Below are 24638 nucleotides of genomic sequence, written 5' to 3'. Positions count from 1 at the left end.
GCCTCGATGCGGTCAAAGTCGGCATCCTTGTGAAAAAGGGTCAAATTATTTTCCATGCATATCGCGGCGATGATGCAGTCCACGGTTCTCCTGACGGTCTTGCCCTTTTTCCTGCACTCCCTATAAATCCGTGCGGCGGCAAGGTAGGTCTGGGCGCCCTTCGGTTCATGGATGGGGAATTCCAGAAGGTACTCCCGCATCCTGCGATAATCTCTGTCTTCCTTTATGCCCTGGAGGATTTCCGTAAGGATTATCCCGGTGATGGCGATGTCCGCCTCGTCCTCTACGAGCCTGTGGAGCATCCGGCGGTGGGGGGAGTTCACGCCCCTGAGGAAGTCCACCCAGACGCTGGTATCCACAAGAATCATGTCCTGCCCTTTCTCATCTCGGCGAGGTCGCCGGACCATTGCACCTTGCCTTCCAGTTCAAGGAGCTTCTTCCTCTTTGTCCTGCTGATGAGCTCCTGGAGGGCGTAATTCACAAGCTCCTTCTTGGTCTTCTTGTGAGTGAGCGTCATGGCCTCCTTCACGAGCTTTTCATCAAGCTCGATGTTCGTCCTCAACATGAAAATCACCTCCTTCCACTCTATACACCAAATATAGCATATTTATGTGTATAGAGCAAGCTTCTGCCGGTTTGGCGGGTGTTCGATTAAAATACATCCATGGTCATCTCCGCCTCCCGGCGCACCGACATTCCGGCGTTCTACGCCGAGTGGTTCATGAACCGCACGCGCGAGGGGTACGCCCTGGTCGAAAATCCCTTCAACCCCGCCCAGACGAGCAGGGTGGACCTCCGGCCCGAGGCCGTGGAGGCCGTCGTCTTCTGGACGCGCAACCCCGCGCCCCTCATGCCCCATCTGGAGGAGCTGGACAGGCGGGGCTACAGGTATTACTTTCTCTACACCATCACCGGCTATCCGCCCGTGCTCGAGCCCTTCGCCCCCCGGCCAAAGGAGGCGGTGGAGGCCTTTCGGGCACTGAGCGGGCGGGTCGGCCCCGAGAGGGTCCTCTGGCGGTACGACCCCGTCCTGATCTCGGAGGCGACCCCGGAGGAGTACATCCTCAGGAACTTCGAGGAGCTTCTCCGGGCGCTTGGTCCTTTCACCCGCCGGGTGGTGGTGAGCTTCGCCCATCTTTACGGCAAGACCGTCCGGAACCTCACGCGGGCGGCCGTCGCTTTCCAGGACCCCGACAGGGAGGCCCGCCTGCGCATCGCCCGGGGTCTTTCCCGGGCGGCGGGCGGCCAAGGCCTTCCGGTCTTCTCCTGCGCAAGCCCCGAGGACCTCTCCCCCCACGGCATTTCACCCGGGCGGTGCATCGACGGCGCGCTCATCGGGGACGTCCTGGGGGTGCGGGTCTCCGGGGAGAAGGACCCCTCGCAGAGGGCGGCCTGCGGCTGCGCACGGAGCAAGGACATAGGGGCCTACGACACCTGCTTGCACGGGTGCCTCTACTGCTACGCCACCGGCGGCCGGGAGGCCGCCCTTGGAAACCACGCGCGGCACGACCCCGCAGCAGCCTCCCTGTTGCCCCGGACCTCTCATGAGGCCGCGTGAGAAGGAGGCGGGCCACTGGTGGCCGGCCTCCTTGACACCGCATGCGGGGGGTCCTATGATGAAGGTATGAAGAGCGTTTTTTCCCTTGTTGCCCCCCTGGCCCTTCTCGCCCTGGTCTCCTGCGCGGCGCAGAAGGCCGTCAGGGCCGAGGAGGGCGGGACGCCGGAGGAAGTGACGGGGCCGTACAATGTTCTGTACTACAACGCGGAGGAGGGCAAGGACGTCGTCATCCTGGACAGGGAGGACGATGAGTACGAGTTCGTCCCCTTCAAGCCCGAGGACGTCACGCAGAGGGTGGAGGGCGTCACCGGTCCCGAGGCGGTGGAAGGCGCGGCCCGGTACCTCAAGGGCCAGGAGCCCGAGAAATGGCCCGTCCGGATACGCCGCATCCTCGATGAGCAGAACAGGGTCATCGGGTTCGAGCTCCGCTCCCGGCGGGAGCTCATATCCCGGCCCGTGCCGAACCTGATAGAGATACGCTACCTGCTCACCGGGGAGGGGAAGGTGAAAGTGGACGTCACCGTTGTGCCGCTCATGAGGCGCGGGCCCTGAGGCCGTAGTGAAGCGGTGTGCCCTCATAACCGCCCTTGCCGTGACGCTCCTTGCCGCGGGATGCGCCGGCACCCTGAGGACGTCCAACATGAAGAGCACGGAGCCCATACGGGGGACCTTCGACCTCATCCTTTATGGCGGAAACCATCTCCAGGACCTGGAGACCACCGCCATCCTCGATGTGGCCGGAGACCCCTACACCATCGTGCCCAGGGCCCCGGAGTTTGACTACCGCGTGATGAAGGGCCTGGACGCGGTCGAGGCCATCGAGCGCGCCCGTGCTTTCGACCTGCACAATCCCGCCGCCACGGCGGTGTTGCCCATGCGGGTCCAGACTGCCCAGGGCACGGTCGTGGCCTACGAGCTGAGGCCCCTGTACCAGCCCTTCGCCTTCGAGGACGTGCTGCGGGTGAGCTACTGGGAGAGCGGCGACGGCATCATCAGGGTGTCCGTACACCTGAAGCCGCAGGTCGAGGACATGCTGCACTCCGGCGGGGGCTTCCACATCTTCGGCGATTAGAAACTTCCCGGGAGACGGGCGGGGTCAATGAGCTTCGAGGAGTTCATCCAGCGGGTGCAGGCGGTGGGCGGGATGAGTGACCGGGCGGAGGCCGACCGGGCGCTCCGGGCCGTCCTTGAGACCCTGGGGGAGCGGCTCTTCCGCACCGAGCGGGACCACCTGGCCGCGCAGCTGGGCGGAGAGCTCAAGGAGGTGCTTGCCGCGAAGGCCCAGGACGACCGTTACAGCCTCGAGGAGTTCTACACCCGCGTGGGGGCCCGGGCCGACGTCCGGTACCATCAGGCGGTGGCCTATGCCCGGGCCGTGGTGGCGGTGCTTCGGGAGGCCGTCTCGCCGGGGGAGCTCAGGCGCATCTTCCGCGAGCTTCCGGACGAGTACAGGGAGCTTTTCGGGGAGGAGCCCGAAAGCCCCCTCTCCCCCACCGTCCAGTAGCACGGCCGGGCGGAAATCCCTTCAAACGCAGGACACCCTGCCCCGGAAAGAGGCGGTTCCTTGCAGCCGCCCGCCCCCCGTCGCCGGGCCGGCGTCCGGCGTGCTGTTTGCTACTTGCTCTTCCGGTGCTCCTTCGGGCTCTGCGGTGCCGCCCTCCTTGAAGAGGGAGTTCCGGGCCCCCTCCTTGAGGGTGGCCAGCGGGGCGTACCGCACGCCCGAGGCGGTCCCGTCCGGGCCGACCAGGATATTGGCCATGTCGCCGGCATGCGCGCCCTCGGGGTTCTTGAGGCCGTGCTTGGCCCCGTAGGGGTTGAAGTGCCCCCCGGCGCTCTTGAAGGGAGGCTCGCATGCGCCGGTCTCATGGATGTGGAAGGCGTGAAGCCCCGGGGGAAGGCCGGTAAGGTTGTAGGCCACTTGGAGCAGGTCGCCCTCGGTGATGACGGCGTAGCCCACCACGTTGCCGTCCTTGTCCATGAGCCTGGCCTTGGCCAGGGGGGCATCCCCTCCGGCAAGGGCGCCGTTTCCGATAAGAAGCAGGACGAAGACCGGGACGATTGCGACAAGCATTCTTCTCACATTCCTCATGGCCGAAGTGCCCTCCTCGCGGGTCGTTTCTTCCATCCTATCGAAAAAACGCCCCCTGTCAAGGGCAACCAGGCGGCCAGGGCAACCAGTTGCCTTCCTTATTAACTCCCCCCCTGCTGGCGCTTGCGGTCTGGTGGTCAAAATAAGGGACTGGTCCCTGGCGTCTACCGTTTGGTGTTAAGAAGGGGAACTGGTTTCCCCCCGGATGGCGTGGGTGAGGTTGGTGCGCTCCATGAGGGTGCCGGCCATGACGGCCCCGCTCAGGTCCGTCCCGGAGAGGTTCGCGGCGTTGAGGTTGGCGTTTATGAGGTCGGCGCCGCGGAGGTCGGCTCCCGAGAGGTCGGCGGCGTTGAAGTCGGCCCGGGTGAGGGTGGCCCCCGAGAGGCGTGCGCCCGCGAGGCGGGCCCCGGCCATGCTCATGCCGTAGCCGTTGGTTTCGCGGAGGTCCGCCCCTTCCAGGCGCGCCGCATCGCCGTCCACCTGCCGGAGGTCCGCGCCCTTGAGATGCACGCCTTGGGCCTCCACGGCGGCGAGGTTTGCCAGGTGCAGGTTTGCGCCCTCCAGGTTTGCCTCCCGGAGGACGGCGCCGGTGAGCTTGGAGAAGGAGAGGTCCGCTCCCCCGAGGTCGGCCCCCGTGAGGTCGGCCCCGGTGAGGTTGGCGTTCTTGAGGTCGGCCCCCCGGAGGTCCGCTCCGGAAAAGTTGGTCCCGATGAGGTTGACGCTTTCGAGGACGGCCCCCCGGAAGCCGCTCCCCTGGAGGTCTCCCCCGGAGAGGTCCATCCCCTTGAGGTTGGCTCCGCCGAGGTCGCAGCCCCGCGCGACCCCCCTCAGGCGAAGAAGCTCGTTGAGCCTGATGGGAGATATCCTTTCCATGCCCCCCATTATAGTGCATTCTCCCCGCCCTGTCCCGTCGGCTGCTCCTCGGCCTTCTGCGTGCCGCCCGGGTGGGGCGCTTGCGCCCTGTTGTGCGCGGGCCTCCCGCCCCTTATAATCTGCCATGGACATCGTGCCGGAGCCAGCCTGGGAAGCCCTCCTGGAGGAGCTCATGGCCCGTCCGGGGATTGCCCTCCTCCTGGGCGGGACAAGCTCGGGGAAGACCGCCCTGGCGCTCTTCGTCATCCGGGAGCTTCTCGGGCGGGGCGTCCCCGCCGCCCTGGTGGACTCCGACATCGGGCAGTCCTCCCTGGGCCCGCCGGGCACCGTATCCCTGAAGAGCTTTCGGACCCGAGCGGACATGGAGCACGCCGTGCCCGACCGGATGGCCTTTGTCGGCGGGGTCAACCCGGGCCGCCACATCGGCGAGGTCATCCACCATACGGTCCGCCTGGCGCGCTCCGCGCCGGAGAATGTCGTCCTGGTGGACTCCTCGGGCCTGGTGGACGGGGACCCGGGGCGGGCGTTGAAGCTGGGGAAGGTCCGGGCCCTCCGCCCCGCCCATGTGGTGGCACTCGAGCGCGGGGAGGAGCTGAAGCACATCCTGGGCGAGGTCCGGGGGCCGCGCATCTGGAGGATGCACGTCTCCCCGAAGGCCAGAAGCAGAAGCAGGGCCGAGCGGGCCGCCTATCGGGAGCGGAAGTTCAGGGAGCACTTTGAGGGCGCCTCCGTGAGGTGCCTCGATGCCGGCCGGGTGGCCTTCTCCCGAGGGGGCAGGAGCGTCGAGCCCGGCTTCTCCGGGCCGTCCCCGGGCCTCTGCGTGGGGCTGAACAGGGGAGAAGACACCCTGGCCCTGGGGGTTGTCGAAGCCGCCGAGGGCGGGCGGATTTGTCTTTACACCTCACTGGCCTCGCTTTCGGAGGTGGACACCCTGGCCCTCGGGGAAGAGGACTTCCGGTGCGCTCCCTAGAGCAAGCGGGCCCCCACGCGGTAGAGGCTCTCGGAATACTTCGTGCACCAGCGCACTTCCGCCCGGAGAGGGGCCTCGTCCATCTCCGAGCTGTATACCTTCACCACCTGTCCCCTCTTGAGGGGACGGTCCGTGTAAAGCCCCAGGCCGCCGTCGCTTATGTCCGTGGTCAGCCCCTCGGCCCTGGCCCTCCGGTGCTCTCCATTGCGGAAGGTGTAGACGAATTGCATCGAGACCGAAAAAGGGTCCCTTTTCTCCGACCTCTCGTCAAACCTGCCCAACCCCAACAGACCCCCCCTCACCAGGTCTCCAGCCCCTCCTGCGCGGAGGGCCGGACGCGTTCTGTGAAAATTAGCACAGGCGCACTCCCCCGTCAATGGCAAAGAGTGCCGGGGATACAACCGGCAAAAGGGCTCAAGCGGGGGAGATACGGGCCTGCGTATGATATTATAGAGGCGGCGGGGGGTTGGTCCCGCCCCAGAGCCATGGAGAACGCAAACGCCGAAGATATCCCGGCTGGCCAGGAGCAGGCGGAAGAGCAGGCTTCGCCGCAGGACCCCGTCAGCCGGGGCGCGGAGTGCCTGAGGCAAGGCGACAGGCTCCGGGCCCTGTCTTTCTTCGAAAAGGCCCGGAAGGCCGGGGACAGCCCCGAGGCCCGCTCCTACATCGGCCTTCTGACGGCCACCGACAGGGGGCAGCTCGGGCGGGGGATGGAGCTTTGCACCTCGGCTCTGGAGGAGGCCCCGGAAAACCCCGTCCTTTACCTGAACCTGGGGAAAGTGCTCCTGAAGGCCGGGGACAAGAAGAAGGCCATAGAGACCGCCAGAAAGGGTCTGCACTACGGCTACAACAAGGACATCGAAGACTGGCTCCAGACGATGGGCATCCGCAAACGCCCCCTCTTCCCCTTCCTTGCCCGGGACAACGTCCTGAACAAGTACCTGGGCTTCATTCTGAGCAGGCTCGGCCTCCGCTAGGAAGGCTCGGCCTCCTCGACTGAATCATCGAAGCGCGTCCCTCCTTCTGGCCCGCCTCGTGATCTAAAAAGGAGACCGGCCGCCCTTGATGAGGAGGCGCCTGCGCATGAGCCTGTAGGGGTAGGGCGCCAGGATGCCCGCGGCCACCAGGAGCCACAGGGCGTCCCGGAAGGGGAACGCTCCGGCGGAAGTGCCCCGGGTGATGTTCACCGTGTGGTAGAGGGGGTTGAAGAAGGCGATGTCCCGGAGGATGTCCGGAAGGCCCTCCAGGGGGAAGAAAATGCCGGAGAACAGAAAGATGGGCGTCGTAAACAGCGTGAAGTAGTAATTGAAGTAGTCGATGCCGGGGACCGCCGCGGCATAGAGGACCGAGAGGGCCGCGAAGATGAAGCCCGTCAGGAACAGAAAGGGCACCGACAGGACTATCAGGGGCGAGCCCACCAGCCCGAAGGCGGAGATGACGGCTATGATGATGCACCCGTAGAGGACGCTCTTTGTGGCCCCCCATATCATTTCCCCCGTGACGAGGTCGTCGAGGTTCACCGGCGTTGCCAGCTGGGCGTCGAAGGTCTTCTGGTAGGTCATCCGGAGGTAGGTCCCGTAGGTGCACTCGTAGGCGGCGGCGAACATGGCCGAGTAGGCCACCATCCCCGGGGCGATGTAATGCACGTAGGACTGCCCGCCTATGTTCTGGACGTACTTGCCCAGCCCCAGGCCGAGGGCCCCGAGGTAAAGGGCGGGCTCCACGAAGTTCAGCGACAGGCTGGACTTGTAGAGCTTCGTATAGACGGTAAAGTGCCGCTGCCACACACGGACCGCGCGCTTGACCTGCATCGCTTCTCCTTTCGGGGTGCATCGGTCGGGGGCTGCCCCTCAGCCGGGGGGCTGTCCCCATTGTACCGCACTCTTTTCCGGGGGTCCAAACCCTCTTCCCCCGGTGCGCCGCTTACTCCCTGAGCGCCCTGCCGGTAAGGGTGAGGTAGACGTCCTCCAGGTTCCCGGCCCCGTGGGCCTTCATGAGCCCGGCCGGGGTGTCCACGGCCACGATGAGCCCGTCGTCCATGATGGCCACCCGGTCGCAGATTCTCTGGGCCTCGTCCATGTAATGGGTGGTCACCACCAGGGTGACCTTCTTCTCCTTGAGCGCGGAGAGGTTCTCCCACACCTTGTGCCTCCCGTGGGGGTCCATCCCCGTGGTGGGCTCGTCCAGGATGAGCACGCGGGGCTCGTTGATGAGGGCGCGGGCCAGAAGCAGCCGCCTCTTCATCCCCCCGGAGAGCCTCTGGACGTTGACATCCGCCTTTTCGGCCAGCTCCACAAACCGGAGCAGCTCCCGGGCCCGCGGCACGGAGACCTTCTTGGGGATGCCGAAGTACCGGGCGTAGACGAAGAGGTTCTCCAGCGAGGTGAGGTCGGGGTCCAGGTTCTCGTCCTGGGGCATCACCCCCTCCAGGGCCTTGATGCCGGAGGGCTCCTCCGTGACGTCCATCCCCAGCACCGTCACCGTTCCCTCCGTGGGCGGGTGATAGCAGTATATCGTGCGCATGACCGTGGTCTTCCCGGCCCCGTTGGGCCCCAGGAAGCCGAAGTTCTCCCCTTCCTCGATATCGAAGTCCACCCCCTTCACCGCCCGGAAGGAGCCGTAGTCCTTGACGAGGTTCCTGGCACTGATGACCGGCATAGGCCCATTATATCATCGGCCGCCCAGGCCGCCCCTCTGGTATAATGGCAACGATACCCCATGGGAAAGGAAAGCCCGTGAGCCGCCGCCTGCCCGAAGAGTTCAAGGATGAAACCCTCGCCCCTCTCTCGGTCGCCTCGCGCCTGGGCGAGGCCCGGCAGGTGGAGGCTGTCCTGGACGAGGCGGGCGTGGACTACACCGTGGATATCGTGGAGCTTGCTTCCACCGGGGTCATGGGCATCCTTTTCGGCTCGGTAAAGAAAGGGGTCATGTTCCTCGTGCCCGAGGAGCGCCGGGCCTTCTGCCGCGACCTCCTCGTGCGTGCGGGCCTCGAGGGACTGCTGACGGACTGAGGGCTAAAGGGTAAGCACACCCGTGGGGGCGTAGCGGCTTGCCACCCGAAGGGGAAGGCCCGGGGCGAGAATGCTCCGGTGGGTGCGCAAGGCCAGGGCCAGCGCGTTGTTCGTTTCCGAGAGGTGGGCCAGGCAGGCCCACCTGAGCCCTTTTCCATATTCCCTCAGAAGCTCCGCCGCTTCCCTGTTGGACAGGTGTCCGCCGGGCCCCTCTATGCGCCTCTTGAGGCTCCGGGGGTAGGGGCCCCGCCTGAGCATCTCCGGGTCGTAGTTGCTCTCGAGGAAGACGCCGTCCAGGGTGCTCAGGACCTCGCCCAGCCCCTGGAAGGCATGGCCCAGGTCGGTCAGGATGCCCAGGCTCTTCCCGCCGGCCGTCACCACGAAGCCCGCCCCGTCCACCCCGTCATGGCGCGTGGGGATGGAGCGCACCCGGGCCTCGCCGAAGGCGAGCGTCCCCCCGGCAAGAAAATAATGCACGTCCCGGAGCTTCCCCAGGGGATGGCGCGCGAGGGCTTCCTCCAGGGTGCGCGGCGTGAAGAAAAGGGGCAGCCCGAACTTCCTCTGGAAGACCCCGGCCTTCAGGACGTGGTCGGCGTGGTCGTGGGAGATGATGACGGCGTCCACGTCCCGCACCTCCCTGCCCAGGGCCCGCAGCCCGGCCTCCACGCGCGAGCCCGGGATGCCGGCATCGAAGATGAGGCGGGCCCCTCCGGCCTCCACGTAGAGGCAGTTGCCGTTGCTCCCGGACTGAAGAGAGACCGCCCTGATGACCATAGGCTGCACTACTGTATCAGCGCCCCTCTCTTTTTTCAAGCCATCCAGATGCCATCCAGATGGCCTTTTAACCACTCGGGCGGCCCTTTTCAGACCCGGCAGCGGGACAATCCGCTACACTTCCCGGCCCTGTCCGCCTTTCTTCCTTCTGTGGTAAAATATTATGCTGTTCCTTTGAATTCCCGATGGAAAACGATATCGCCATAGGGGTGGACCTCGGGGGCACGAACATCCGGGCTGCCGTGGTCGGCGGGGAGGGGAAAATCCTGAGGAAACTCAAGGCCTCCTCGGCTGGTGACCCCATAAGGGCTCTTGCCGGGATGGTGGCCGAGCTCCGCGGCCAGTACCCCGGCGTCCGGGGCGTGGGCCTGGGGACGGCGGGCCTGGTGGACAGGCGGGGGCTCCGGGTCATCCACTCGCCGAACATCCCGGCCCTCGCGGGCAGGAGCTTCCGCTCCCTGAACCTGGGCCTTCCCCTGGTGGTGGAAAACGACGCCAACGCCGCCGCCCTGGGGGAGCGCTGGATGGGGGCGGGGCGCGAGTTTCAGGACTTCGTGCTCTTCACCCTGGGCACGGGCATAGGCGGCGGCATCGTGCAGGGAGGCAGGCTCCTCGGGGTGGCCGCCGAGGTGGGCCACATGGTGATTGAGCGGGACGGGGAGCGCTGCTCCTGCGGCAACAACGGCTGCCTGGAGCAGTACGCGGCTGCCCGCGCCATCGTGCAGTGGCTGGTGAGAGAAGTGGAGGGGGGACGTGAGAGCCTCCTTCTGGAGACCATGGGAGGGCGCCTGCACGGCGCCACGGCCAGGGACGTGGCCGGGGCCGCCCGGGAGGGCGACCCCCTGGCCCGGGAGGCCCTCAGAAGGGCCGGAAGGGCCCTGGGCGTGGGCATCGCCAACATGGTGAACCTCCTCGCTCCGGAGGCCGTCATCCTCACCGGCGGCCTCGTGGGGGCCTGGGACATCTATGTCGAGGAGGCCGTGAGAGAGGCCTCCCGCCGGAGCATGCCCGGGCTCTTCGAAGGCCTCCGCATACTGCCCTCGGCCCTGGGGGCAGATGACGCCGGCGTGCTGGGGGCCGCGGCCCTCGTGCTGGAGAACGCGTGAGATGAAGAAGATAGCGAAGAAGAACATCCGGAACTTTTCCATCGTGGCCCACATAGACCACGGAAAGTCCACCCTGGCCGACCGCATCCTGGAGCGCACCGGGGCCCTCTCGGAGAAGGAGCTTTCCGTCAAGCAGGTCCTGGACTCCATGGACCTGGAGCGGGAGCGGGGCATCACCATCAAGGCCCATGCCGTCCGCCTCCGCTACAGGGCGCGGGACGGGCAGGACTACATCCTGAACCTCATAGACACCCCCGGGCACGTGGATTTCTCCTACGAGGTCTCCCGCTCCCTGGCCTCCTGCGAGGGGGCGCTCCTCGTGGTGGACGCGGCCCAGGGCATCGAGGCCCAGAGCCTGGCCAACGCCTACCTGGCCATCGAGAACAACCTGGAAATCATCCCCGTCGTCAACAAAATAGACCTCCCCGCCGCCGAGCCCGAGCGCGTGCGGGCGGAGATTGCCGGGGCCCTGCCCCTTTCGGCGGAGGAGGCCATCCTGACGAGCGCCAAGACGGGCGAGGGGGTGGACGAGGTCCTGGAGGCCATCGTCAAGCGCCTTCCCCCGCCCGAGGGCAGCGACGAAGAGCCCCTGAGGGCCCTCATCTTCGATTCCTGGTTCGACAGCTACCGGGGGGCCGTGGTCCTGGTGCGGGTGTTCGACGGGGCGGTCGCAAAGGGCACGCGCATCCGCCTGATGAGCAGCCGGAAGGAATTCGAGGTGACCGAGGTGGGCGTGTTCGGCCCCAGGATGGAGCCCGTGGCCGCCTTGGGCGCAGGGGAGGCGGGCTACCTCATGGCCGGCATCAAGAACGTCTCGGATACCAGGGTGGGCGACACCATCACGGAGGCCGGCAGGCCGGCCGCCGCCCCCCTGGCGGGATACAAGGAGATACGGCCCATGGTCTTCAGCGGCCTCTACCCCACCGAGATGGCCCGGTACGAGGACCTCAAGGACGCCCTGGAGAAGCTGAGGCTCAACGACTCCTCCTTCCTCTACGAGCCCGAGAGCTCGCATGCCCTGGGGTTTGGCTTCCGGTGCGGGTTCCTGGGGCTCCTGCACATGGAGATCATCCAGGAGCGCCTGGAGCGGGAGTTCGGCCTTTCCCTCCTGTGTACCACCCCCACGGTGCGCTACCGGGCCACCGACGGGAAGGGCAACGTCCATTTCGTCCATAACCCGGCCCAGTGGCGCGAGGATTTCAGAGGGATGGAGGAGCCGTACGTCAAGGTTGTCATCTTCGTCCCGGAGGGCTTCGTGGGCCCGGTGATGGACCTCTGCCAGGGGCGGATGGGGGTGCAGAAGGACTTCCGCTACGCCGGAAAGGAGCGCATCATGCTCACCTATGAGATGCCCCTTACGGAAATCCTCTGGGACTTCTACGACAGGCTCAAGACGGTCTCCCGGGGCTACGCCTCCATGGACTACGAGCCCCTGGGTTACAGGGAGGCCGGCCTGGTCCGCCTGGACATTCTCATAAACGGCGAGCCCGTGGACGCCCTTTCCTTGATAGTCCATGGAGATAAAGCTTATTATAGAGGGAGGCAGGTCGTGGAGGGCCTGAAGGGCGTCATCCCGCGGCAGATGTACGAAGTGGCCATCCAGGCCGCCGTGGGGGGCCGGATCATAGCCCGCGAGACGGTCAAGGCCATGAGAAAGGACGTCCTGGCCAAGTGCTACGGCGGCGACGTCACCAGGAAGCGGAAGCTCCTGGAGAAGCAAAAAGAAGGAAAAAAGAGGATGAAGCAGGTGGGCAAGGTGGAAATCCCCCAGGAGGCCTTCCTCTCCGTCATGAAGGTGACATAATGGAAGCCAGATTCTCTCTATCCCCCGAATACGACAAGCTGAAAGAATATCCGGTTGCCATTTGGCTGTTGGGCCTGCTGGCAATGGTGAAAAGCGTCTTCTGGCTGGTAGGGGAAACCGACGTCGTCAGTTATTTCTTTCTGAACAAGTACATATTGACCGGCATCCTCTATTTCGTTTTCGGGATCGGCATCATCAACCTGAGAAGATGGGCGTTGAAGGGGCTCATAGCGTTATCCGTTTTCGACATCGCCTTTTTCCTCGTATTCCCGGACTCCAAGGTGACTTTTTTCCCGAGCCTGGGCGGCGGGGGGCGATTCATTCAATTGGTGACGATGTATGGAGTTTCCGGTTTCGTTGGAAGCCTCATAATGCTCGGGTTGGCCTTCTATGCCCGCGATTTCTTCGGAAAGAGCCTTCATTTCAGGGATTTGCTCAAGACGAAAAAGAAAAGCGCCGAAAGAGAATATACCGCTGCCATTATCGTCGCCCTGCTGCTTGCCCTGATAATCCGGGCGCATGCCGTGCAGGCCTTTAAAATCCCCACCGGCTCCATGGAAAACACCCTGCTCGTGGGCGACCACCTGCTGGTGACCAAGTTCATATACGGCACGAACATACCGTTCACCCATGGCGATATCCTCCCCGTGAGGGACCCTGAGCGGGGGGACGTCGTCGTCTTCAAGTACCCCGAGAACCCGAAGAGGGACTTCATCAAGCGCATCGTGGGCGTGGGCGGGGACGTCGTGGAGTCGCGGGACCAGAAGATTTACGTAAACGGGGTTCTGCAGAAGGAGCCCTACGCGATTCACCTGGACAGGGGCTCCAACCCCGGGGAGAGCGTCCCCCGGGACAATTTCGGCCCCATCGTGGTCCCGGAGGGGAAGTACTTCATGATGGGGGACAACCGGGACCACAGCTACGACAGCCGTTACTGGGGGTTTGTGGACAGGGACCTGATAGAGGGCAAGGCCCTCGTCATCTACTGGTCCTGGGACGGAGAGAGCCATCTGCCCAGGCTGGGCAGGATGGCGAAACTCGTGGAGTGACCTCATGAAAAAACTGAGAATTCTGCTCTGCCTGGCCGCCATAGGGACCGGGCTCTATGCGGCCTTCCTCTTCGGGATGCCCAAGTACCGGTACGAGGTCTTCAAGTCCGACGCCAATGACATCATCAGGTTCAACATCCATCACGAAAAAGAGATGGTGGACAACTTCTATGAGAAGGCCCGGGAGGCGGGCGTCCCCCTGAGGCGCGAAGACATCCACGTGGAGCGCGGGATGGACGGCGAGTTCCGGGCCGAGATGTCCTGGATGGAGACCGTGGACTTCTTCGGCCTATACCAGAAGACCTTTATGTACAGCGTGGAGGTCCACGAGTAGCGTGTTTACCGGACTGGTGACCGAGATGGGGGAGGTGCTCTCCCTCAGGCGGCGGGGCACCGGCGCGGTGCTGGCCGTGCGGGCGCCCGGGGCGGCCCGGGACGCGGCGGTGGGAGACAGCATCGACGTAAGCGGCGCCTGTCTCACCGTCACCTCCGTCTCGGGAGAGGCCCTCGTGTTCGACCTCTCGGGGGAAACGCTTTCCCGGACCACCCTGGGCGGGCTCAGGCCGGGGGCCCGGGTGAACATCGAGCCGTCGCTGGCGGCCTCGGGCAAGCTGGGCGGGCACTTCGTCACGGGGCACGTGGACGCCGTGGGCGCCATCAGGCGGAAGGCCCGTGACGGGGAGATGCTCTCCCTTACGGTCGAAGCCCCGCCGGAGGTGGCCGCGCTTCTGGTGGAGAAGGGCTCCGTGGCCGTGGACGGCGTCAGCCTCACCGTGGTGGACGTCCTCGGGGATGCCTTCACGGTGGTCGTCGTCCCCCACACGGCGGCCGTCACCACCCTGGGGCGGAAGGGCGCGGGGGACCGCGTGAACCTGGAGGCCGACATCATCGGCAAGTACGTCCACAGGTTCCTCCACGAGCGGACCGGGGAGGCCGACACGCTCTTGAAGACCCTGGCGCGGGAGGGCTTCGTCGGGGGCTGAACGAGGAGGGAGCAGAGAGATGAAATACGCGTTCAATACCATCGAGGAAGCCGTCGAGGAGATGCGCGCCGGGCGGATGGTCATCCTGGTGGACGACGAGGACCGGGAGAACGAAGGGGACCTCTGCATGGCCGCCGAGAAGGTGACCCCCGAGGCGGTCAATTTCATGGCCAAGCACGGACGGGGGCTCATCTGCCTGTCGCTTACGGCCGAGAAGGTGGAGTCCCTGGGCCTTCCCCTCATGACCGACCAGAACAGCTCCCCCTTCGGCACGGCCTTTACCGTCTCCATCGAGGCCAAGAGGGGCGTGAGCACCGGCATCTCGGCCCACGACCGGGCCACCACCATCCTGACCGCCGTCGGGCCGGACTGCACGGCCAAGGACCTGGTCCGTCCGGGGCACGTTTTTCCCCTCAGGGCGAAGCCCGGCGGGGTGCTTCAGCGGGCGGGGCAGACCGAGGGCTCGGTGGACCTGGCCCGGCTGGCCGGCCTCATCCCGGCGGGGGTCATCTGCGAGATAATGAACGACGACGGCACCATGGCCCGGGTGCCCGAGCTCATGGCCTTCGCCCGGACCCACGGGGTCAGCATCGTCACCGTCAAGGACCTCATCACCTACCGGATGAAGAAGGAGCTCCTGGTCAGGCGGGTGGCCGACGTCGTGCTGCCCACCGAGTACGGGGAGTTCCGGGGCATCGCCTATGCCAACGACGTGGACACCCAGGTGCACCTGGCCCTGGTGAAGGGCGACATTCTCCCCGGCGACAGGGTGCTCGTGCGGGTGCACTCGGAGTGCCTGACGGGGGACGTCTTCGCCTCGCGGCGGTGCGACTGCGGGGAGCAGCTGCATTCGGCCATGCGCCAGATAGAGGAAGAAGGAAAGGGCGTCCTGCTTTACATGAGGCAGGAAGGGCGGGGCATCGGCCTGGCCAATAAGCTCCGGGCCTACGAGCTTCAGGACAGCGGCGGCCTGGACACCGTGGAGGCCAATATCAAGCTCGGGTTCAAGGCGGACCTGAGGGACTACGGCATCGGGGCCCAGATGCTCGTGGACCTGGGGGTCAGGGACATGCGCCTCATCACCAACAACCCGAAGAAGATCGTCGGCCTGGAGGGGTACAGCCTCCGCGTGGTGGAGCGCGTCCCCCTGGAGACCAATCCCCACGAAAAGAACATCCGTTACCTCGAGACCAAGAAGAAAAAGCTCGGACACCTGCTGGAGAACGTGTAGAGTCCTTCCCCCTCCCTTCCCACGGGCGTGCGGTGCCTCCTTTTTCTTGCTTTGGCGCGGGGGATGTGCTATTCTACGGGCGTAGCGAGAAGGATGCGTTTCGGGTGCAGGGACGCAGGGTATCCCGGTTGCGGTTTTCTACGGCATGCCTCCTTGAGTTCGCTCGACATCACTGAAGAAAGGAGGTATGCTCGTGGCAAAGGGAACCGTGAAGTGGTTTAACGAGTCGAAGGGCTACGGCTTCATCACGACGGAAGAAGGCCGCGATGTCTTCGCTCATTATTCGTCCATCAGCGGCGAGGGGTTCAAGACCCTGGCCGAGGGCGACGCGGTGAGTTTCGATGTCGTGGACGGGGACAAGGGCCCGAAGGCGATGAACATCGTCAAGCTCTAGCTTGCTCGGACGCCGGCCCTCGCCGAGGGGGCCGGCTTTTCATCCCACATATGCCACCGTTCCTTTCCCGTTTCCCCCTTTTCCGTGGCAAAGTCTGAAAGAGGAGAAAGCATGGCAAAAAAGCTCTATATCGGAAACCTTTCCTATGAAGCGACCGAGGAGGACCTCAGAGAGCTCTTCCTGCGCATCGGGCAGGTGCAGTCCGTCAAGGTCGTGACCGACCCGGCGACGGGGCGCTCGCGGGGGTTCGGCTTCGTGGAAATGGGCTCCGAGGAGGAGGCCCAGCGGGCGATGCAGGAACTCGACGGCACCACCTTCATGAACAGGGCGCTCCTGGTCAAGGAGGCCCGCCCCCAGGCCGAGAGGGAAAGGCGGGGCAGGGGACCGGGCGGCCCCGGCAGGGGAGGCAGGCCCCAGAGACGGTCCGAGTGGAAGTAACGGTCCAGAACGACCTGGAAGCGGCTCTCAGGCAGCTCAGGAAAAAGCTCCAGAAGGAAGGCGTCCTGGGCGAACTGAAAAAAAGGCGTCACTACGAGAAGCCCTCGGTCAAGGAGAAGAACAAGCGCAGGGAGGCCCAGAGAAGAAGAGCGAAAAGGGCCCGGAGGCGGAAGGTGCGCACCCGCTGACACGTCTGCGTTTCGTCCTTCGCCCTCCGTGCCGTCCCGCAGGCTCGGCCTGCCCCGACTTAACATCGAGATGTCTTTAGCCATTGAAAAGGGTGACATTCGTTACCGAGAGTTTTAAAAGGGGTCCGTGACCCCCGGGCGCGGCCCCGCTGCCACTTAACGTTGGAATGTCCGTTGCTGTTGAAAAGGATGATACTGGTTAAAACCAGTTAAAAAGGGGCTGGCCTCCGGGCGGCCCCCATGGATTCCCCCCCTTGAGCGGTCCCTGCGCGCTTTCCTTGTTTGCGTTCCTTTTCCCCCTCATCCGCGGCCTCTTCCAACACCGCTTCTTCATCCAGGCCTCCCCGGGGGGGCGAACGTGGTAAAATAGCCTCCATGGCGCCTGCGGCCGCGCACAGGGAGAGGGGGGCGGATGAAAAAGGATAAGGAAGACCCGAGGTCCCCCATGGATGAGCTTGTGGCCCTCCTTTTGCGGGAGGGGGAAGCACGGTCCGCGGACGCCGTGGCCACGGGGGTGCTCCGGGTGCTCAGCGAGCTGGGGGCGCAGCTGGCGGCCGAGAGAGAGGAGCGCCTGAGGCTTGCCGACCGGCTGGCGCGCATGGAAAGGGATTTCAGGATGCTCATCGAGGAGCTCAGGAACCTGGGCTACATCGAGAAGGTGGGAGACAGGAGGAAGCCCCTCAAGCGGGCCGCGCTCTTCCAGGAGGCCCTGGTCAACCTCCTCAAAAAGAAAGGCGTCCTGACGAAGAAGGAGCTCAACGAGGAGATCCTCTCCCTCACCGGCTCCGGAAAGCCGGCCTCCCGGAAAAAGTAGCCCCTTACGTCTTTGCCGCGGTACGGGCCTTGACGGCCTCGGTGAGCCTTTCCCTGATCTCTTCCCTGCCGCCGTTGAGGGTGCACCCCGCGGCGTTTTCGTGCCCGCCGCCGCCGAACTCCTGGGCCACCCGGGCCACGTTGACCCTGCCCTTGCTCCGGAGGCTGACCTTCCAGGTGTCCTTCTGCACCTCCCGCATCAGGATGGAGACCCCGATGCCTTTTATGAGGAGGGGGAAGTTGACGAAACTCTCCGTGTCCAGAGCGGTTGTGCCGGTCTTCTCGAACATCTCCTGCGAGATGGCCGAGACCCCCACGCCGTCGGCGACCTCCATAGTGGAGAGGTTCAGGCAGAGAAGGTCGAACTTGTTGGGGGTCCAGTTGCGATAGAGGTTGTTTGCCACGCTCCCGGCGTTGGCCCCGGCCTCCACGAGCGCGGCCGCCGCCCTCAGGGCCAGGGGCGTGGTGTTGGCGTAGCGGAACGTGCCGGTGTCCACGGCCAGGCCGGTGTAAAGGTTGGTGGCCATGGCGGGTGTGAGGGCGATCCCCAGGGCCTTCAGAAGCTCCAGGACCATGAGGGCCGTGGCCGCGTAGGAGGACTCCACCCAGGTCACGTCGCCGAAGTCCGAGCCCGTCTCGTGGTGGTCGATGACGGCGCTCCGGGCGAAGGTCCTTCCCGTGAGGCCGGCCCTGTCGGGCCTGTTACAGTCCAGGAGCACCACCGCGGCCTTCCGCTCGAACCCCTCGGGCACCGTGTCGGTGACCTTCTCTTGGCCGGGGAGAAAGTCGTAGGGCTCCGGTATCCGGTCGGTGCTCATGACCACGGCCTCCTTGCCCATGCCCCTCAGGCCTTCTGCAAGGGCCAGGGCCGAGCCCAGGGTGTCGCCGTCGGGGCTGACGTGGCAGGCAAGGAGGAGGTGGTGCTGCTCCATGAGAAACCGGGCCATGGCGTCCCGGCCGTTCATTGCTCCTCCTTCTTGAGGTCCCTGAGAATCTTCTCGATGTGCTGGCCGTAGCCCACCGAAGTGTCGATGCGGAACTCCAGGTCGGGGATGACCTTCATCCGAAGCCTCCTGCCCAGCTCCTGCCGGATGAAAGGGCGGACCTTGCCGAGGACTTCCAGGACATCGTCCTTCTCCTCGTCCTTGAGGGTGCTCACATAGACGCGGGCCAGGCGCAGGTCCGGCGTGACATCCACCTCCGTTACGGTGACGAACGCGAGGCGGGGGTCCTTCGCCTTGCTTGTGATTATCTCTGCGATTTCCTCCCTCAGAAGGTGGGCCACACGCTCGGAGCGCTTGTAGGGCAGCATTCCTCGGGTTCCTGTCCGGGGGCGGTCACGAGAGGCGGGCGGCAACCTTCTCCAGGACGAAGTTCTCCAGGATGTCGCCCACCTTGATGTCGTTGAAATTCTCCACCGTGATGCCGCATTCGTAGCCGCTCTGCACTTCCTTGGCGTCTTCCTTGAAGCGCTTGAGGCTGCCTATCTTGCCCTCGTAGATGACCACGCTGTCGCGGATGACCCGCAGGCCGTCGCTGTTGCGGCTCATCAAGCCGTCCAGGACCATGCAGCCGGCGATGGTCCCCACGCGAGAGACCTGGAAGGTCTGGCGGACCTCGGCCCGCCCCAGGACGTTTTCCTTGATGGTGGGGGCCAGCATGCCCTCCAGGGCCTTCTTGACGTCCTCGATGGCCTCGTAGATGACGTTGTACAGCTCGATGTCCACGCCCTCGCGCTCCGCCGTCTGGGAGGCCTTGGCGTCCGGGCGGACGTTGAAGCCGATGATGATGGCGTCGGAGGCGCTGGCCAGCATGACGTCGGACTCGTTGATGCCGCCGGCGCCGGAGTGTATCACCCGCACCTTGACCTCGGGATGGGTGATGCCCTCCAGGGCGTCCTTGATGGCCTCGACGGAGCCCTGCACGTCGCCCTTGATGATGATGTTCAGGTCCTTGATGTCGCCTTCCTTGATCTTGGCGTACAGCTCGTCCAGGGTGACCTTCGGCCTGGCGCCCACCTCCAGGGAGCGCTGCTTGTGCAGGCGGCCCGCCACTATCTGCCGGGCCTTCTTCTCGTCCTCCACCACGGCGAAGGCGTCGCCGGCCATGGGGACGTTGCCGAAGCCCAGGACCTCCACCGGCGTGGAGGGGACGGCCCTGTCTATCTTTCTGCCCATGTCGTCCACCAGGGCGCGTACCTTGCCCTGCTGAAGTCCGGAGATGAAGACGTCTCCCACCCGAAGGGTGCCGTTTTGCACGAGCACCGTGGCCACGGGGCCGCGCCCCCTGTCCAGCTCGGCCTCGATGATGACGCCCTGGGCCGGGCGGTCGGGGTTGGCCTTCAGCTCCAGGACCTCGGCCTGAAGCAGGATGAGCTCCAGGAGGCTCTCTATGCCGATGCGCTGCTTGGCGCTCGTCTCGGCGAAGATGGTCTGCCCGCCCCAGGCCTCGGGCACCACGTCGTGCTCGGCCAGCTCGCCCATCACGCGCTGCACGTTGGCCTCGGGCTTGTCTATCTTGTTGACGGCGACCACGATGGGCACGCCGGCGGCCCGGGCGTGGTCTATGGCCTCCACGGTCTGGGGCTTCACGCCGTCGTCGGCCGCCACGATGAGCACCACGATGTCCGTCACCTTGGCCCCCCGGGCCCGGAGCGCGGTGAAGGCCTCGTGCCCCGGGGTGTCCAGGAAGACTATCTCCTTGCCCTTCAGGGAGACCTTGTACGCCCCGATGTGCTGGGTTATGCCCCCGGCCTCGGTCTCGATGACCTTGGTCTCCCGGATGGCGTCCAGCAGGGAGGTCTTCCCGTGGTCCACGTGTCCCATGATGGTGACGATGGGGGGGCGGGGCCGGAGCTCGCCCTGCTCCTCGGCGGCCATCTCGGGCAGGGTGGTGAGGTCCTCGGGCTGCTCCACCTCGAGCTTCAGGCCCATCTGGTCGGCCACCAGAAGGGCGGCATCGAGGTCCACGGGCTGGTTGACCGTGGCCATGTAGCCCATCTTCATGAACTCCTTGATGACCTCGCCCACCTTGACGCCGATGGTCTCGGCAAAGTCCTTGACGGTGACGCCCTCATGGACCTTGAGGCTCTTCTTCCGGGGGGCGGTCACCGTGGGCATCTGCTTTTCGTGCCTGCGGGGCCTTTCCCTGGCTGCCGGGCCTCCGGCGGGCCTCCTCAGCCCCGGCGGGGCGGCGTGCCGCTTGGAGGGCTCTATCTTCCGGATGGCCTGGAAGGCCCGCTGCATGCCGGGCTTGCCCTTGAACTTCTCCATCTTCTCGCCCTTCATGTCCTTGCGGAACCGGTCCGGCACCTTCATCTCGGTCTCCTCTTCCGGAAGGATGTCGGCCACGTCTCCCACGGTGTAGGGGCGCTGCGGGGGCTTCTTCCTCTCCTTGGGCTTGGCAGAAGCGGGATGCTGAGGGGCTGCCTTGCGGGGCTGCTCTTTCTTCTCCCGGCGGGGGGGCCTGGCCGGCGGGGCGGCGCGCTTTGGTCCGGGGCCGGGCTCCTTCTTCTGCTCCACCTTTTCGCGCTTGGCGGGCCGGCGCGCCTCGGGCTTCTTCTGCTCCCGGGGACCCGGCGGGGCCGCTTCCGCCTTTTTGGGGGCGGGCTTTTCCGCCTTGCGGGAGAAGGCCTCGGTCACCTTCCGTACGGCCTCTTCATCCACCCCCGAGGAATGCGTCTTGGCCGGGATGCCCAGCTTATTGAGGACGACCAGGACCTCTTTGTTGCTCTTGCCCAGCCGCTTGGAAAGCTCGTGAACGCGTATGTTTGCCATCGATGTAGAAACCCTCCAGAGACATGCGTCGCGCTTGTCAGAAAGTATCTAAAATGTTATCATAAAAAGCATTTTTAAATCAATTTGAGGAGGTCCTCCCCCGTGGCGAAGTGTCAGGTTTGCGGAAAAATGAGGATGGTCGGCAACAACGTCAGCCATGCCAACAACAAAACGAAGCGCTCCTTCAACCCCAACCTCCAGCGGACGCGCGTCGTCCTGGACGGCAAGAGCCAGCGGGCCTACGTCTGCACCCGGTGCCTGCGGTCCGGAGCGGTGCAGAAGGCCCTCTGAGGGTGAAACGGGCGGACCGGGAACTCCTCGTCCTGGCCCGCGACCTGGGCCTTGCAAGCGGCATCGCCCTGGCCCGCGTCAAGGAGCGCTGGGCAGAGCTTTTCCCCGGTCCCGCCTCCCTGAACTCCTCCCCCGCGAGCATTGAGGACGGCCGGCTCCTGGTCATGGTGTCCTCCCCCGTCTGGCTTCAGCAGATGAGCTTCTACAGGGCCGAGATGCTCGCCAGGCTCCAGCCCCTCGGCGTCCGAGACATAAGGCTCAAGGTGGGCCGTCCCGGCCGGATGAAGCCCCCGCCCGGCCCCGGCGCGGGCCCCGCCGTGCGTGCGCGTCCTTCGGAGCATGACCTGGCCTTCATCGAGGAGGCGCTCCTCGGGGTGAAGGACCAGGAGCTGGCCTCACGCATCCGGGCCGCCCTCGGGAAATGGGCATGCCGCAAGGACGTGGCCGCCCGGAAGCGCCGCCGGTGATTCGTTCCTTCCCCTCCCTTCTTCCCCGAAAGAAAAAATGTGATATGTCCCCTTGACACCGTTTCCTCCCTTGTTTAATGTAGGGCAGAATGCATAAAAGGAGTGTTGCCATGAACCTAGGTCGGCTGACAGCGTTGGTGGCTCTGGGCGCCCTGCTCGGGGTGGTTTCCCCGGTGAAGGCCGAGCATTTCGAGTACAAGCAGTACGTGGTCAAGCGCGGGGACACCCTTTGGGACATCTCGCGCGCCAACATGGAGGACTCTTTCCAGTGGCCGCTCATCTGGCGGGAGAACCAGCGCATAAACAACCCCGACCTCATCTACCCCGGCCAGGTCATCACCATACCGGTGCGGGTCCTCTCGCAGGACAGCGTTTCGGTGAAGGCCACCCAGGAGCCCGCGTCGGAAACCGGGGCGGAGACCCCCGCGCAAACCGAGGCGGAGGCCACGAGGAAGGACGGCCAGGACCTTGAGGTCACGACGCTCAAGCCCCTCATCACCCGCGAGGCTCTCCTTGAGAGCGGCTACATCACCAAGGACGTGCCCCGTGTGGGGAGGATTACCGGGGCGATGCGCGGCGAGACCCTCTACGGGACGGGCTCGAGGATATACATCGAGACGGACCGTCCCACCGAGGTGGGCCAGAAGTTCTACGTCATCCGCAAGGAGGCCAAGGTGAAGCACCCCGAGACGGGGAAGTTCCTGGGGTGGCTCGTGCGGGTGCGCGGCACCGTGGTTGCCGAGGAGGCGGGCACGAAGCGGCTCAAGGCCAGGGTGACCGAGGCCTTCGATTCCATCGTCGAGGGTGACGTCCTGGACGACTACTACGAGGTGCTCCCGCCCTTCCTGACGGGGGAGGCCCGCACTCCCCAGGTGGGCGGATATGTCGTGGCCTCCAAATACATGAAACGTTTAAACGGGCAGTTCGAGGCCGTCTTCATCGACAAGGGGAAGGAGGACCAACTGCAGGAGGGCGACCTGCTCATGACCCTGTTTCCGGGCACCGACGACCGGCGAAACTCGGTCATCCAGCTGGTCAACGTGCGGGAGTCGACTTCCCTGGCCCTCATCAAGGAAAGCAGAAACGAGGTGAAGAAGGGCGACGAGGTCAGCGGCTTGGCCCGCTGAGAAACGGCCCGGACGTGAAAAAAGCCCCGCTCCTTGGAGCGGGGCTTTTCTGTGCGTTCAGCCGGACGCTTACGATATCAGCGTTCTCAGTGCCCTGAGCCTGCTGGGGTGCTTGAGCTTCCGAAGGGCCTTGGCCTCTATCTGCCGGACCCGCTCCCGGGTGATGGAGAGGAACCTCCCCACCTCCTCCAGGGTATGGTCCCGGTCCGCCCCGATGCCGAAGCGCATCTTGATGACCTTCTCCTCCTTGGGCGAGAGGGTGCGCAGCACCCTCTGCAGCTGCTCGGAGGACTCCAGCCGCTCGGCGTCGGAGTAGGGCGAGGGGCTGGACTTGTCCCCGATGAAGTCCTCAAGCTCGGTGTCCTCGTCCCCGATGGGTGTTTGAAGGGCGATGGGGTCCTGGATGGCCCGGAAAACCTCCTCCACCTTCTTGGGCGGCACGCCCAGCTTTCTGGCTATTTCCTCGTTGGAGGGCTCCTTGCCGAGCTTGTGGGTCAACTCGCGGGAGGCCTTGGTCACCCGGTTGTAGAACTCCATCATGTGCACCGGCACGCGGATGGTCTTGGTCTGGTCGATGAGGGCCCGGGTGATGGCCTGCCTGATCCACCAGGTGGCGTAGGTGGAGAACTTGAAGCCCTTCTTGTACTTGAACTTGTCCACGGCCTTCATGAGGCCGATGTTGCCTTCCTGGATGAGGTCCAGAAGCGGCAGGCCCCGGCCGACATAGTTCTTGGCGATGTTGACCACCAGGCGCAGGTTGCGCGTGATGAGCTCGTCCTTGGCCTCGGTCATGAGCTCCCGCACCTTCACGAGGCGCTCCCACTGCTGCCTGAGGGCGTCCACCTTCACGCCGGCCTCGGACTCCACCTTCTTGTACATCTGCTGGGCTTCCTTCAGCGTGGCCTCGAGCTTGCGGGGCTGAATGCCCTTTTTCTTCTTCTCGTTGACCAGCTTGCGGAGCTGCTTGACGTCGCCGTAGCGGGCGACCTTCTCATCCGCCTCGGCCACCATTTCCATGAGGACCTCGAGGCGGGCGAAGGTGTTGGTGAGGGCCTCGTCCTCGACGTCCTCGGGCTCGGCGCCCTCCATCTCCTCGGAGACGCGCTGGTACTCGTTCTCGTACAGGGGCATGGCCTTCACGATCTCGGCCGTTATCTCCTTGCCCTCCTCCAGCTGGCGCGCAAGCTGCGTTTCCTCGTCCTTGGTGAGGATGGAGATGTTGCCCATGGAGTGGAAGTAGGCCTGGACGAGGTCCTCCGTCTTCTCATACTCGGGGGCCTCCTCCTCCGGCTCCCCGTTGCCCTCTTTTTCTTCCTCTTCCTCCTCCACGACCTTGATGCCCATGTCCTGGAGGATTTCCATGAGGTCTTCCATCTCCTCGGGGGTGAAGAATTCGGCGGGAAGGGCTTCGTTTATGTCATCGTAGGTGAGAACGCCCCGTCTTTTTCCCAGGTCGATGATCTCTTCAAAAATGTCTTTCTGCCTCATCTGCCCCTTTTTACCTTCAGCTCTGATACTGTTGAAAAAGATTATACACAAAAAAGAGGCGCGGTTGAACCCCTTTTTTTGGTGCCTCCTTTCGAATTTTCTGCGGACTGTCCCATGAAAACAGAGGGAAAGAGAGGGTCAAGCCGCACGGTCGATTAGTACTGGTCGGCTGGGCCTTACGGCTTTTCACCTCCAGCCTATCAACGTG

At 64.8% G+C, this 24638-nt stretch carries 32 protein-coding genes; 20 read left to right on the top strand and 12 right to left on the bottom strand.

All coding sequences use genetic code 11. The annotated features are described in order from the left end of the window. On the bottom strand, positions 1 to 368 hold a 368-nt coding region (locus P8Y39_06440), incomplete at its 3' end, for a PIN domain nuclease (GenBank protein MEJ2191976.1). After that, positions 365 to 565, bottom strand: a complete 201-nt coding sequence (locus P8Y39_06435) for a type II toxin-antitoxin system VapB family antitoxin (GenBank protein ID MEJ2191975.1) — start codon at positions 563 to 565, stop codon at positions 365 to 367. The genes P8Y39_06435 and P8Y39_06440, both read right to left, overlap by 4 nt. 99 nt (positions 566 to 664) lie before the next feature. On the opposite strand from P8Y39_06435, the gene P8Y39_06430 reads away from it, so the two are divergent. From P8Y39_06430 to P8Y39_06415, 4 genes are all read left to right on the top strand, one after another. Beyond that, positions 665 to 1558: a DUF1848 domain-containing protein gene (locus P8Y39_06430; GenBank protein MEJ2191974.1), complete on the top strand. Its 894-nt coding sequence runs from the start codon at positions 665 to 667 to the stop codon at positions 1556 to 1558. 66 nt (positions 1559 to 1624) lie between these two features. Next, positions 1625 to 2110, top strand: a complete 486-nt coding sequence (locus tag P8Y39_06425; GenBank protein ID MEJ2191973.1) for a hypothetical protein — start codon at positions 1625 to 1627, stop codon at positions 2108 to 2110. A gap of 7 nt (positions 2111 to 2117) precedes the next feature. After that, on the top strand, positions 2118 to 2630 hold the full coding sequence (locus P8Y39_06420) for a hypothetical protein (protein ID MEJ2191972.1): 513 nt from the start codon (positions 2118 to 2120) through the stop codon (positions 2628 to 2630). Positions 2631 to 2657: 27 nt separating this feature from the next. After that, a complete protein-coding gene (locus tag P8Y39_06415) occupies positions 2658 to 3062 on the top strand; it encodes a DUF2267 domain-containing protein (GenBank protein ID MEJ2191971.1) in 405 nt (134 codons plus the stop codon). 21 nt (positions 3063 to 3083) lie between these two features. Here P8Y39_06415 and P8Y39_06410 read toward each other — a convergent pair whose 3' ends face one another. Both P8Y39_06410 and P8Y39_06405 read right to left on the bottom strand, forming a co-directional pair. Beyond that, on the bottom strand, positions 3084 to 3647 hold the full coding sequence (locus P8Y39_06410; protein ID MEJ2191970.1) for a superoxide dismutase family protein: 564 nt from the start codon (positions 3645 to 3647) through the stop codon (positions 3084 to 3086). 177 nt (positions 3648 to 3824) lie between these two features. Then, on the bottom strand, positions 3825 to 4520 hold the full coding sequence (locus P8Y39_06405; GenBank protein MEJ2191969.1) for a pentapeptide repeat-containing protein: 696 nt from the start codon (positions 4518 to 4520) through the stop codon (positions 3825 to 3827). Between the two features lie 124 nt (positions 4521 to 4644). On the opposite strand from P8Y39_06405, the gene P8Y39_06400 reads away from it, so the two are divergent. Further along, positions 4645 to 5490: a Clp1/GlmU family protein gene (locus P8Y39_06400; GenBank protein ID MEJ2191968.1), complete on the top strand. Its 846-nt coding sequence runs from the start codon at positions 4645 to 4647 to the stop codon at positions 5488 to 5490. On the opposite strand, the gene P8Y39_06395 is transcribed toward P8Y39_06400, so the two are convergent. Continuing rightward, a complete protein-coding gene (locus tag P8Y39_06395) occupies positions 5487 to 5792 on the bottom strand; it encodes a PilZ domain-containing protein (protein MEJ2191967.1) in 306 nt (101 codons plus the stop codon). The genes P8Y39_06400 and P8Y39_06395 overlap by 4 nt on opposite strands. Positions 5793 to 5975: 183 nt before the next feature. Between P8Y39_06395 and P8Y39_06390 the strand changes: the two genes are divergently transcribed. After that, positions 5976 to 6467 carry a tetratricopeptide repeat protein gene (locus tag P8Y39_06390; protein ID MEJ2191966.1) on the top strand — a complete coding sequence of 164 codons (492 nt, stop codon included), beginning with the start codon at positions 5976 to 5978 and terminating at the stop codon, positions 6465 to 6467. Between the two features lie 63 nt (positions 6468 to 6530). On the opposite strand, the gene P8Y39_06385 is transcribed toward P8Y39_06390, so the two are convergent. Next, positions 6531 to 7301 (bottom strand): ABC transporter permease, encoded by a 771-nt coding sequence (locus P8Y39_06385; GenBank protein MEJ2191965.1) that lies wholly within the window; start codon positions 7299 to 7301, stop codon positions 6531 to 6533. A 112-nt stretch (positions 7302 to 7413) separates the two neighbouring features. Further along, on the bottom strand, positions 7414 to 8148 hold the full coding sequence (locus tag P8Y39_06380) for an ABC transporter ATP-binding protein (protein ID MEJ2191964.1): 735 nt from the start codon (positions 8146 to 8148) through the stop codon (positions 7414 to 7416). A 77-nt stretch (positions 8149 to 8225) separates the two neighbouring features. Here P8Y39_06380 and P8Y39_06375 point away from each other — a divergent pair, with 77 nt between their 5' ends. Next, entirely contained in the window at positions 8226 to 8501 is a 276-nt protein-coding gene (locus P8Y39_06375) for a hypothetical protein (protein ID MEJ2191963.1), read from the top strand. Positions 8502 to 8504: 3 nt separating this feature from the next. Here P8Y39_06375 and P8Y39_06370 read toward each other — a convergent pair whose 3' ends face one another. Further along, positions 8505 to 9275, bottom strand: a complete 771-nt coding sequence (locus tag P8Y39_06370) for an MBL fold metallo-hydrolase (GenBank protein ID MEJ2191962.1) — start codon at positions 9273 to 9275, stop codon at positions 8505 to 8507. 185 nt (positions 9276 to 9460) lie between these two features. On the opposite strand from P8Y39_06370, the gene P8Y39_06365 reads away from it, so the two are divergent. From P8Y39_06365 to P8Y39_06320, 10 genes are all read left to right on the top strand, one after another. Then, entirely contained in the window at positions 9461 to 10381 is a 921-nt protein-coding gene (locus tag P8Y39_06365; GenBank protein ID MEJ2191961.1) for an ROK family protein, read from the top strand. A 1-nt stretch (position 10382) separates the two neighbouring features. Then, positions 10383 to 12185 carry a translation elongation factor 4 gene (lepA, locus tag P8Y39_06360; GenBank protein MEJ2191960.1) on the top strand — a complete coding sequence of 601 codons (1803 nt, stop codon included), beginning with the start codon at positions 10383 to 10385 and terminating at the stop codon, positions 12183 to 12185. Positions 12186 to 12616: 431 nt separating this feature from the next. Further along, positions 12617 to 13234 (top strand): signal peptidase I, encoded by a 618-nt coding sequence (gene lepB / locus P8Y39_06355; protein MEJ2191959.1) that lies wholly within the window; start codon positions 12617 to 12619, stop codon positions 13232 to 13234. Positions 13235 to 13238: 4 nt separating this feature from the next. Further along, a complete protein-coding gene (locus tag P8Y39_06350) occupies positions 13239 to 13568 on the top strand; it encodes a hypothetical protein (GenBank protein ID MEJ2191958.1) in 330 nt (109 codons plus the stop codon). 1 nt (position 13569) lies between these two features. After that, the gene (locus P8Y39_06345; protein MEJ2191957.1) at positions 13570 to 14217 is read left to right on the top strand and encodes a riboflavin synthase; all 648 of its coding nucleotides are present in this window, start codon (positions 13570 to 13572) and stop codon (positions 14215 to 14217) included. A 19-nt stretch (positions 14218 to 14236) separates the two neighbouring features. Continuing rightward, complete coding sequence (locus tag P8Y39_06340; protein ID MEJ2191956.1) at positions 14237 to 15448, top strand: bifunctional 3,4-dihydroxy-2-butanone-4-phosphate synthase/GTP cyclohydrolase II; 1212 nt, start codon at positions 14237 to 14239, stop codon at positions 15446 to 15448. A 187-nt stretch (positions 15449 to 15635) separates the two neighbouring features. Then, positions 15636 to 15842 carry a cold shock domain-containing protein gene (locus P8Y39_06335; GenBank protein ID MEJ2191955.1) on the top strand — a complete coding sequence of 69 codons (207 nt, stop codon included), beginning with the start codon at positions 15636 to 15638 and terminating at the stop codon, positions 15840 to 15842. Positions 15843 to 15953: 111 nt separating this feature from the next. Continuing rightward, positions 15954 to 16280: an RNA-binding protein gene (locus P8Y39_06330; protein MEJ2191954.1), complete on the top strand. Its 327-nt coding sequence runs from the start codon at positions 15954 to 15956 to the stop codon at positions 16278 to 16280. Continuing rightward, on the top strand, positions 16271 to 16468 hold the full coding sequence (gene rpsU, locus P8Y39_06325; protein ID MEJ2191953.1) for a 30S ribosomal protein S21: 198 nt from the start codon (positions 16271 to 16273) through the stop codon (positions 16466 to 16468). Before P8Y39_06330 ends, rpsU begins: the two co-directional genes overlap by 10 nt. Before the next feature lie 412 nt (positions 16469 to 16880). Further along, positions 16881 to 17282, top strand: a complete 402-nt coding sequence (locus P8Y39_06320) for a hypothetical protein (GenBank protein ID MEJ2191952.1) — start codon at positions 16881 to 16883, stop codon at positions 17280 to 17282. 4 nt (positions 17283 to 17286) lie between these two features. Here the strand turns inward: P8Y39_06320 and P8Y39_06315 are convergent, their stop codons facing one another. From P8Y39_06315 to infB, 3 genes are read right to left on the bottom strand one after another with little or no spacing between them, the layout of a single operon-like run. After that, positions 17287 to 18246: a bifunctional oligoribonuclease/PAP phosphatase NrnA gene (locus tag P8Y39_06315; protein MEJ2191951.1), complete on the bottom strand. Its 960-nt coding sequence runs from the start codon at positions 18244 to 18246 to the stop codon at positions 17287 to 17289. Next, on the bottom strand, positions 18243 to 18593 hold the full coding sequence (gene rbfA, locus P8Y39_06310) for a 30S ribosome-binding factor RbfA (GenBank protein ID MEJ2191950.1): 351 nt from the start codon (positions 18591 to 18593) through the stop codon (positions 18243 to 18245). Before rbfA ends, P8Y39_06315 begins: the two co-directional genes overlap by 4 nt. A 25-nt stretch (positions 18594 to 18618) precedes the next feature. Then, positions 18619 to 21057, bottom strand: coding sequence for a translation initiation factor IF-2 (gene infB / locus P8Y39_06305; protein MEJ2191949.1), 2439 nt, complete (start codon positions 21055 to 21057; stop codon positions 18619 to 18621). 102 nt (positions 21058 to 21159) lie between these two features. On the opposite strand from infB, the gene rpmB reads away from it, so the two are divergent. The 3 genes from rpmB to P8Y39_06290 all read left to right on the top strand — a co-directional run bounded on the left by rpmB (position 21160) and on the right by P8Y39_06290 (position 22942). Beyond that, positions 21160 to 21348, top strand: a complete 189-nt coding sequence (rpmB, locus tag P8Y39_06300; protein ID MEJ2191948.1) for a 50S ribosomal protein L28 — start codon at positions 21160 to 21162, stop codon at positions 21346 to 21348. A 2-nt stretch (positions 21349 to 21350) separates the two neighbouring features. Continuing rightward, positions 21351 to 21815 carry a DUF721 domain-containing protein gene (locus tag P8Y39_06295; GenBank protein ID MEJ2191947.1) on the top strand — a complete coding sequence of 155 codons (465 nt, stop codon included), beginning with the start codon at positions 21351 to 21353 and terminating at the stop codon, positions 21813 to 21815. 110 nt (positions 21816 to 21925) lie between these two features. Beyond that, positions 21926 to 22942, top strand: coding sequence for a LysM peptidoglycan-binding domain-containing protein (locus tag P8Y39_06290; protein ID MEJ2191946.1), 1017 nt, complete (start codon positions 21926 to 21928; stop codon positions 22940 to 22942). 69 nt (positions 22943 to 23011) lie between these two features. Here the strand turns inward: P8Y39_06290 and P8Y39_06285 are convergent, their stop codons facing one another. Beyond that, positions 23012 to 24430, bottom strand: coding sequence for a sigma-70 family RNA polymerase sigma factor (locus P8Y39_06285; protein MEJ2191945.1), 1419 nt, complete (start codon positions 24428 to 24430; stop codon positions 23012 to 23014). Positions 24431 to 24638 lie beyond the last annotated feature (208 nt).

The sequence above is a fragment of the Nitrospirota bacterium genome (assembly GCA_037386965.1).
Taxonomy (GTDB): domain Bacteria; phylum Nitrospirota; class Thermodesulfovibrionia; order Thermodesulfovibrionales; family JdFR-86; genus JARRLN01.
The sequence above is the reverse complement of the archived record's forward strand: the minus strand, read 5'-3'. Positions and strand labels throughout refer to the sequence as shown.

Excerpts from the sequence above, each read along its gene's own strand:
- P8Y39_06435 (MEJ2191975.1), bottom strand. The coding sequence starts at position 565 with ATGTTGAGGACGAACATCGAGCTTGATGAAAAGCTCGTGAAGGAGGCC.
- P8Y39_06430 (MEJ2191974.1), top strand. The coding sequence starts at position 665 with ATGGTCATCTCCGCCTCCCGGCGCACCGACATTCCGGCGTTCTACGCC.
- P8Y39_06425 (MEJ2191973.1), top strand. The coding sequence starts at position 1,625 with ATGAAGAGCGTTTTTTCCCTTGTTGCCCCCCTGGCCCTTCTCGCCCTG.
- P8Y39_06415 (MEJ2191971.1), top strand. The coding sequence starts at position 2,658 with ATGAGCTTCGAGGAGTTCATCCAGCGGGTGCAGGCGGTGGGCGGGATG.
- P8Y39_06410 (MEJ2191970.1), bottom strand. The coding sequence starts at position 3,647 with ATGAGGAATGTGAGAAGAATGCTTGTCGCAATCGTCCCGGTCTTCGTC.
- P8Y39_06405 (MEJ2191969.1), bottom strand. The coding sequence starts at position 4,520 with ATGGAAAGGATATCTCCCATCAGGCTCAACGAGCTTCTTCGCCTGAGG.
- P8Y39_06400 (MEJ2191968.1), top strand. The coding sequence starts at position 4,645 with ATGGACATCGTGCCGGAGCCAGCCTGGGAAGCCCTCCTGGAGGAGCTC.
- P8Y39_06390 (MEJ2191966.1), top strand. The coding sequence starts at position 5,976 with ATGGAGAACGCAAACGCCGAAGATATCCCGGCTGGCCAGGAGCAGGCG.
- P8Y39_06385 (MEJ2191965.1), bottom strand. The coding sequence starts at position 7,301 with ATGCAGGTCAAGCGCGCGGTCCGTGTGTGGCAGCGGCACTTTACCGTC.
- P8Y39_06380 (MEJ2191964.1), bottom strand. The coding sequence starts at position 8,148 with ATGCCGGTCATCAGTGCCAGGAACCTCGTCAAGGACTACGGCTCCTTC.
- P8Y39_06370 (MEJ2191962.1), bottom strand. The coding sequence starts at position 9,275 with ATGGTCATCAGGGCGGTCTCTCTTCAGTCCGGGAGCAACGGCAACTGC.
- P8Y39_06365 (MEJ2191961.1), top strand. The coding sequence starts at position 9,461 with ATGGAAAACGATATCGCCATAGGGGTGGACCTCGGGGGCACGAACATC.
- lepA (MEJ2191960.1), top strand. The coding sequence starts at position 10,383 with ATGAAGAAGATAGCGAAGAAGAACATCCGGAACTTTTCCATCGTGGCC.
- P8Y39_06350 (MEJ2191958.1), top strand. The coding sequence starts at position 13,239 with ATGAAAAAACTGAGAATTCTGCTCTGCCTGGCCGCCATAGGGACCGGG.
- P8Y39_06340 (MEJ2191956.1), top strand. The coding sequence starts at position 14,237 with ATGAAATACGCGTTCAATACCATCGAGGAAGCCGTCGAGGAGATGCGC.
- P8Y39_06335 (MEJ2191955.1), top strand. The coding sequence starts at position 15,636 with ATGCTCGTGGCAAAGGGAACCGTGAAGTGGTTTAACGAGTCGAAGGGC.
- P8Y39_06330 (MEJ2191954.1), top strand. The coding sequence starts at position 15,954 with ATGGCAAAAAAGCTCTATATCGGAAACCTTTCCTATGAAGCGACCGAG.
- P8Y39_06320 (MEJ2191952.1), top strand. The coding sequence starts at position 16,881 with ATGAAAAAGGATAAGGAAGACCCGAGGTCCCCCATGGATGAGCTTGTG.
- P8Y39_06315 (MEJ2191951.1), bottom strand. The coding sequence starts at position 18,246 with ATGAACGGCCGGGACGCCATGGCCCGGTTTCTCATGGAGCAGCACCAC.
- rbfA (MEJ2191950.1), bottom strand. The coding sequence starts at position 18,593 with ATGCTGCCCTACAAGCGCTCCGAGCGTGTGGCCCACCTTCTGAGGGAG.
- infB (MEJ2191949.1), bottom strand. The coding sequence starts at position 21,057 with ATGGCAAACATACGCGTTCACGAGCTTTCCAAGCGGCTGGGCAAGAGC.
- P8Y39_06290 (MEJ2191946.1), top strand. The coding sequence starts at position 21,926 with ATGAACCTAGGTCGGCTGACAGCGTTGGTGGCTCTGGGCGCCCTGCTC.
- P8Y39_06285 (MEJ2191945.1), bottom strand. The coding sequence starts at position 24,430 with ATGAGGCAGAAAGACATTTTTGAAGAGATCATCGACCTGGGAAAAAGA.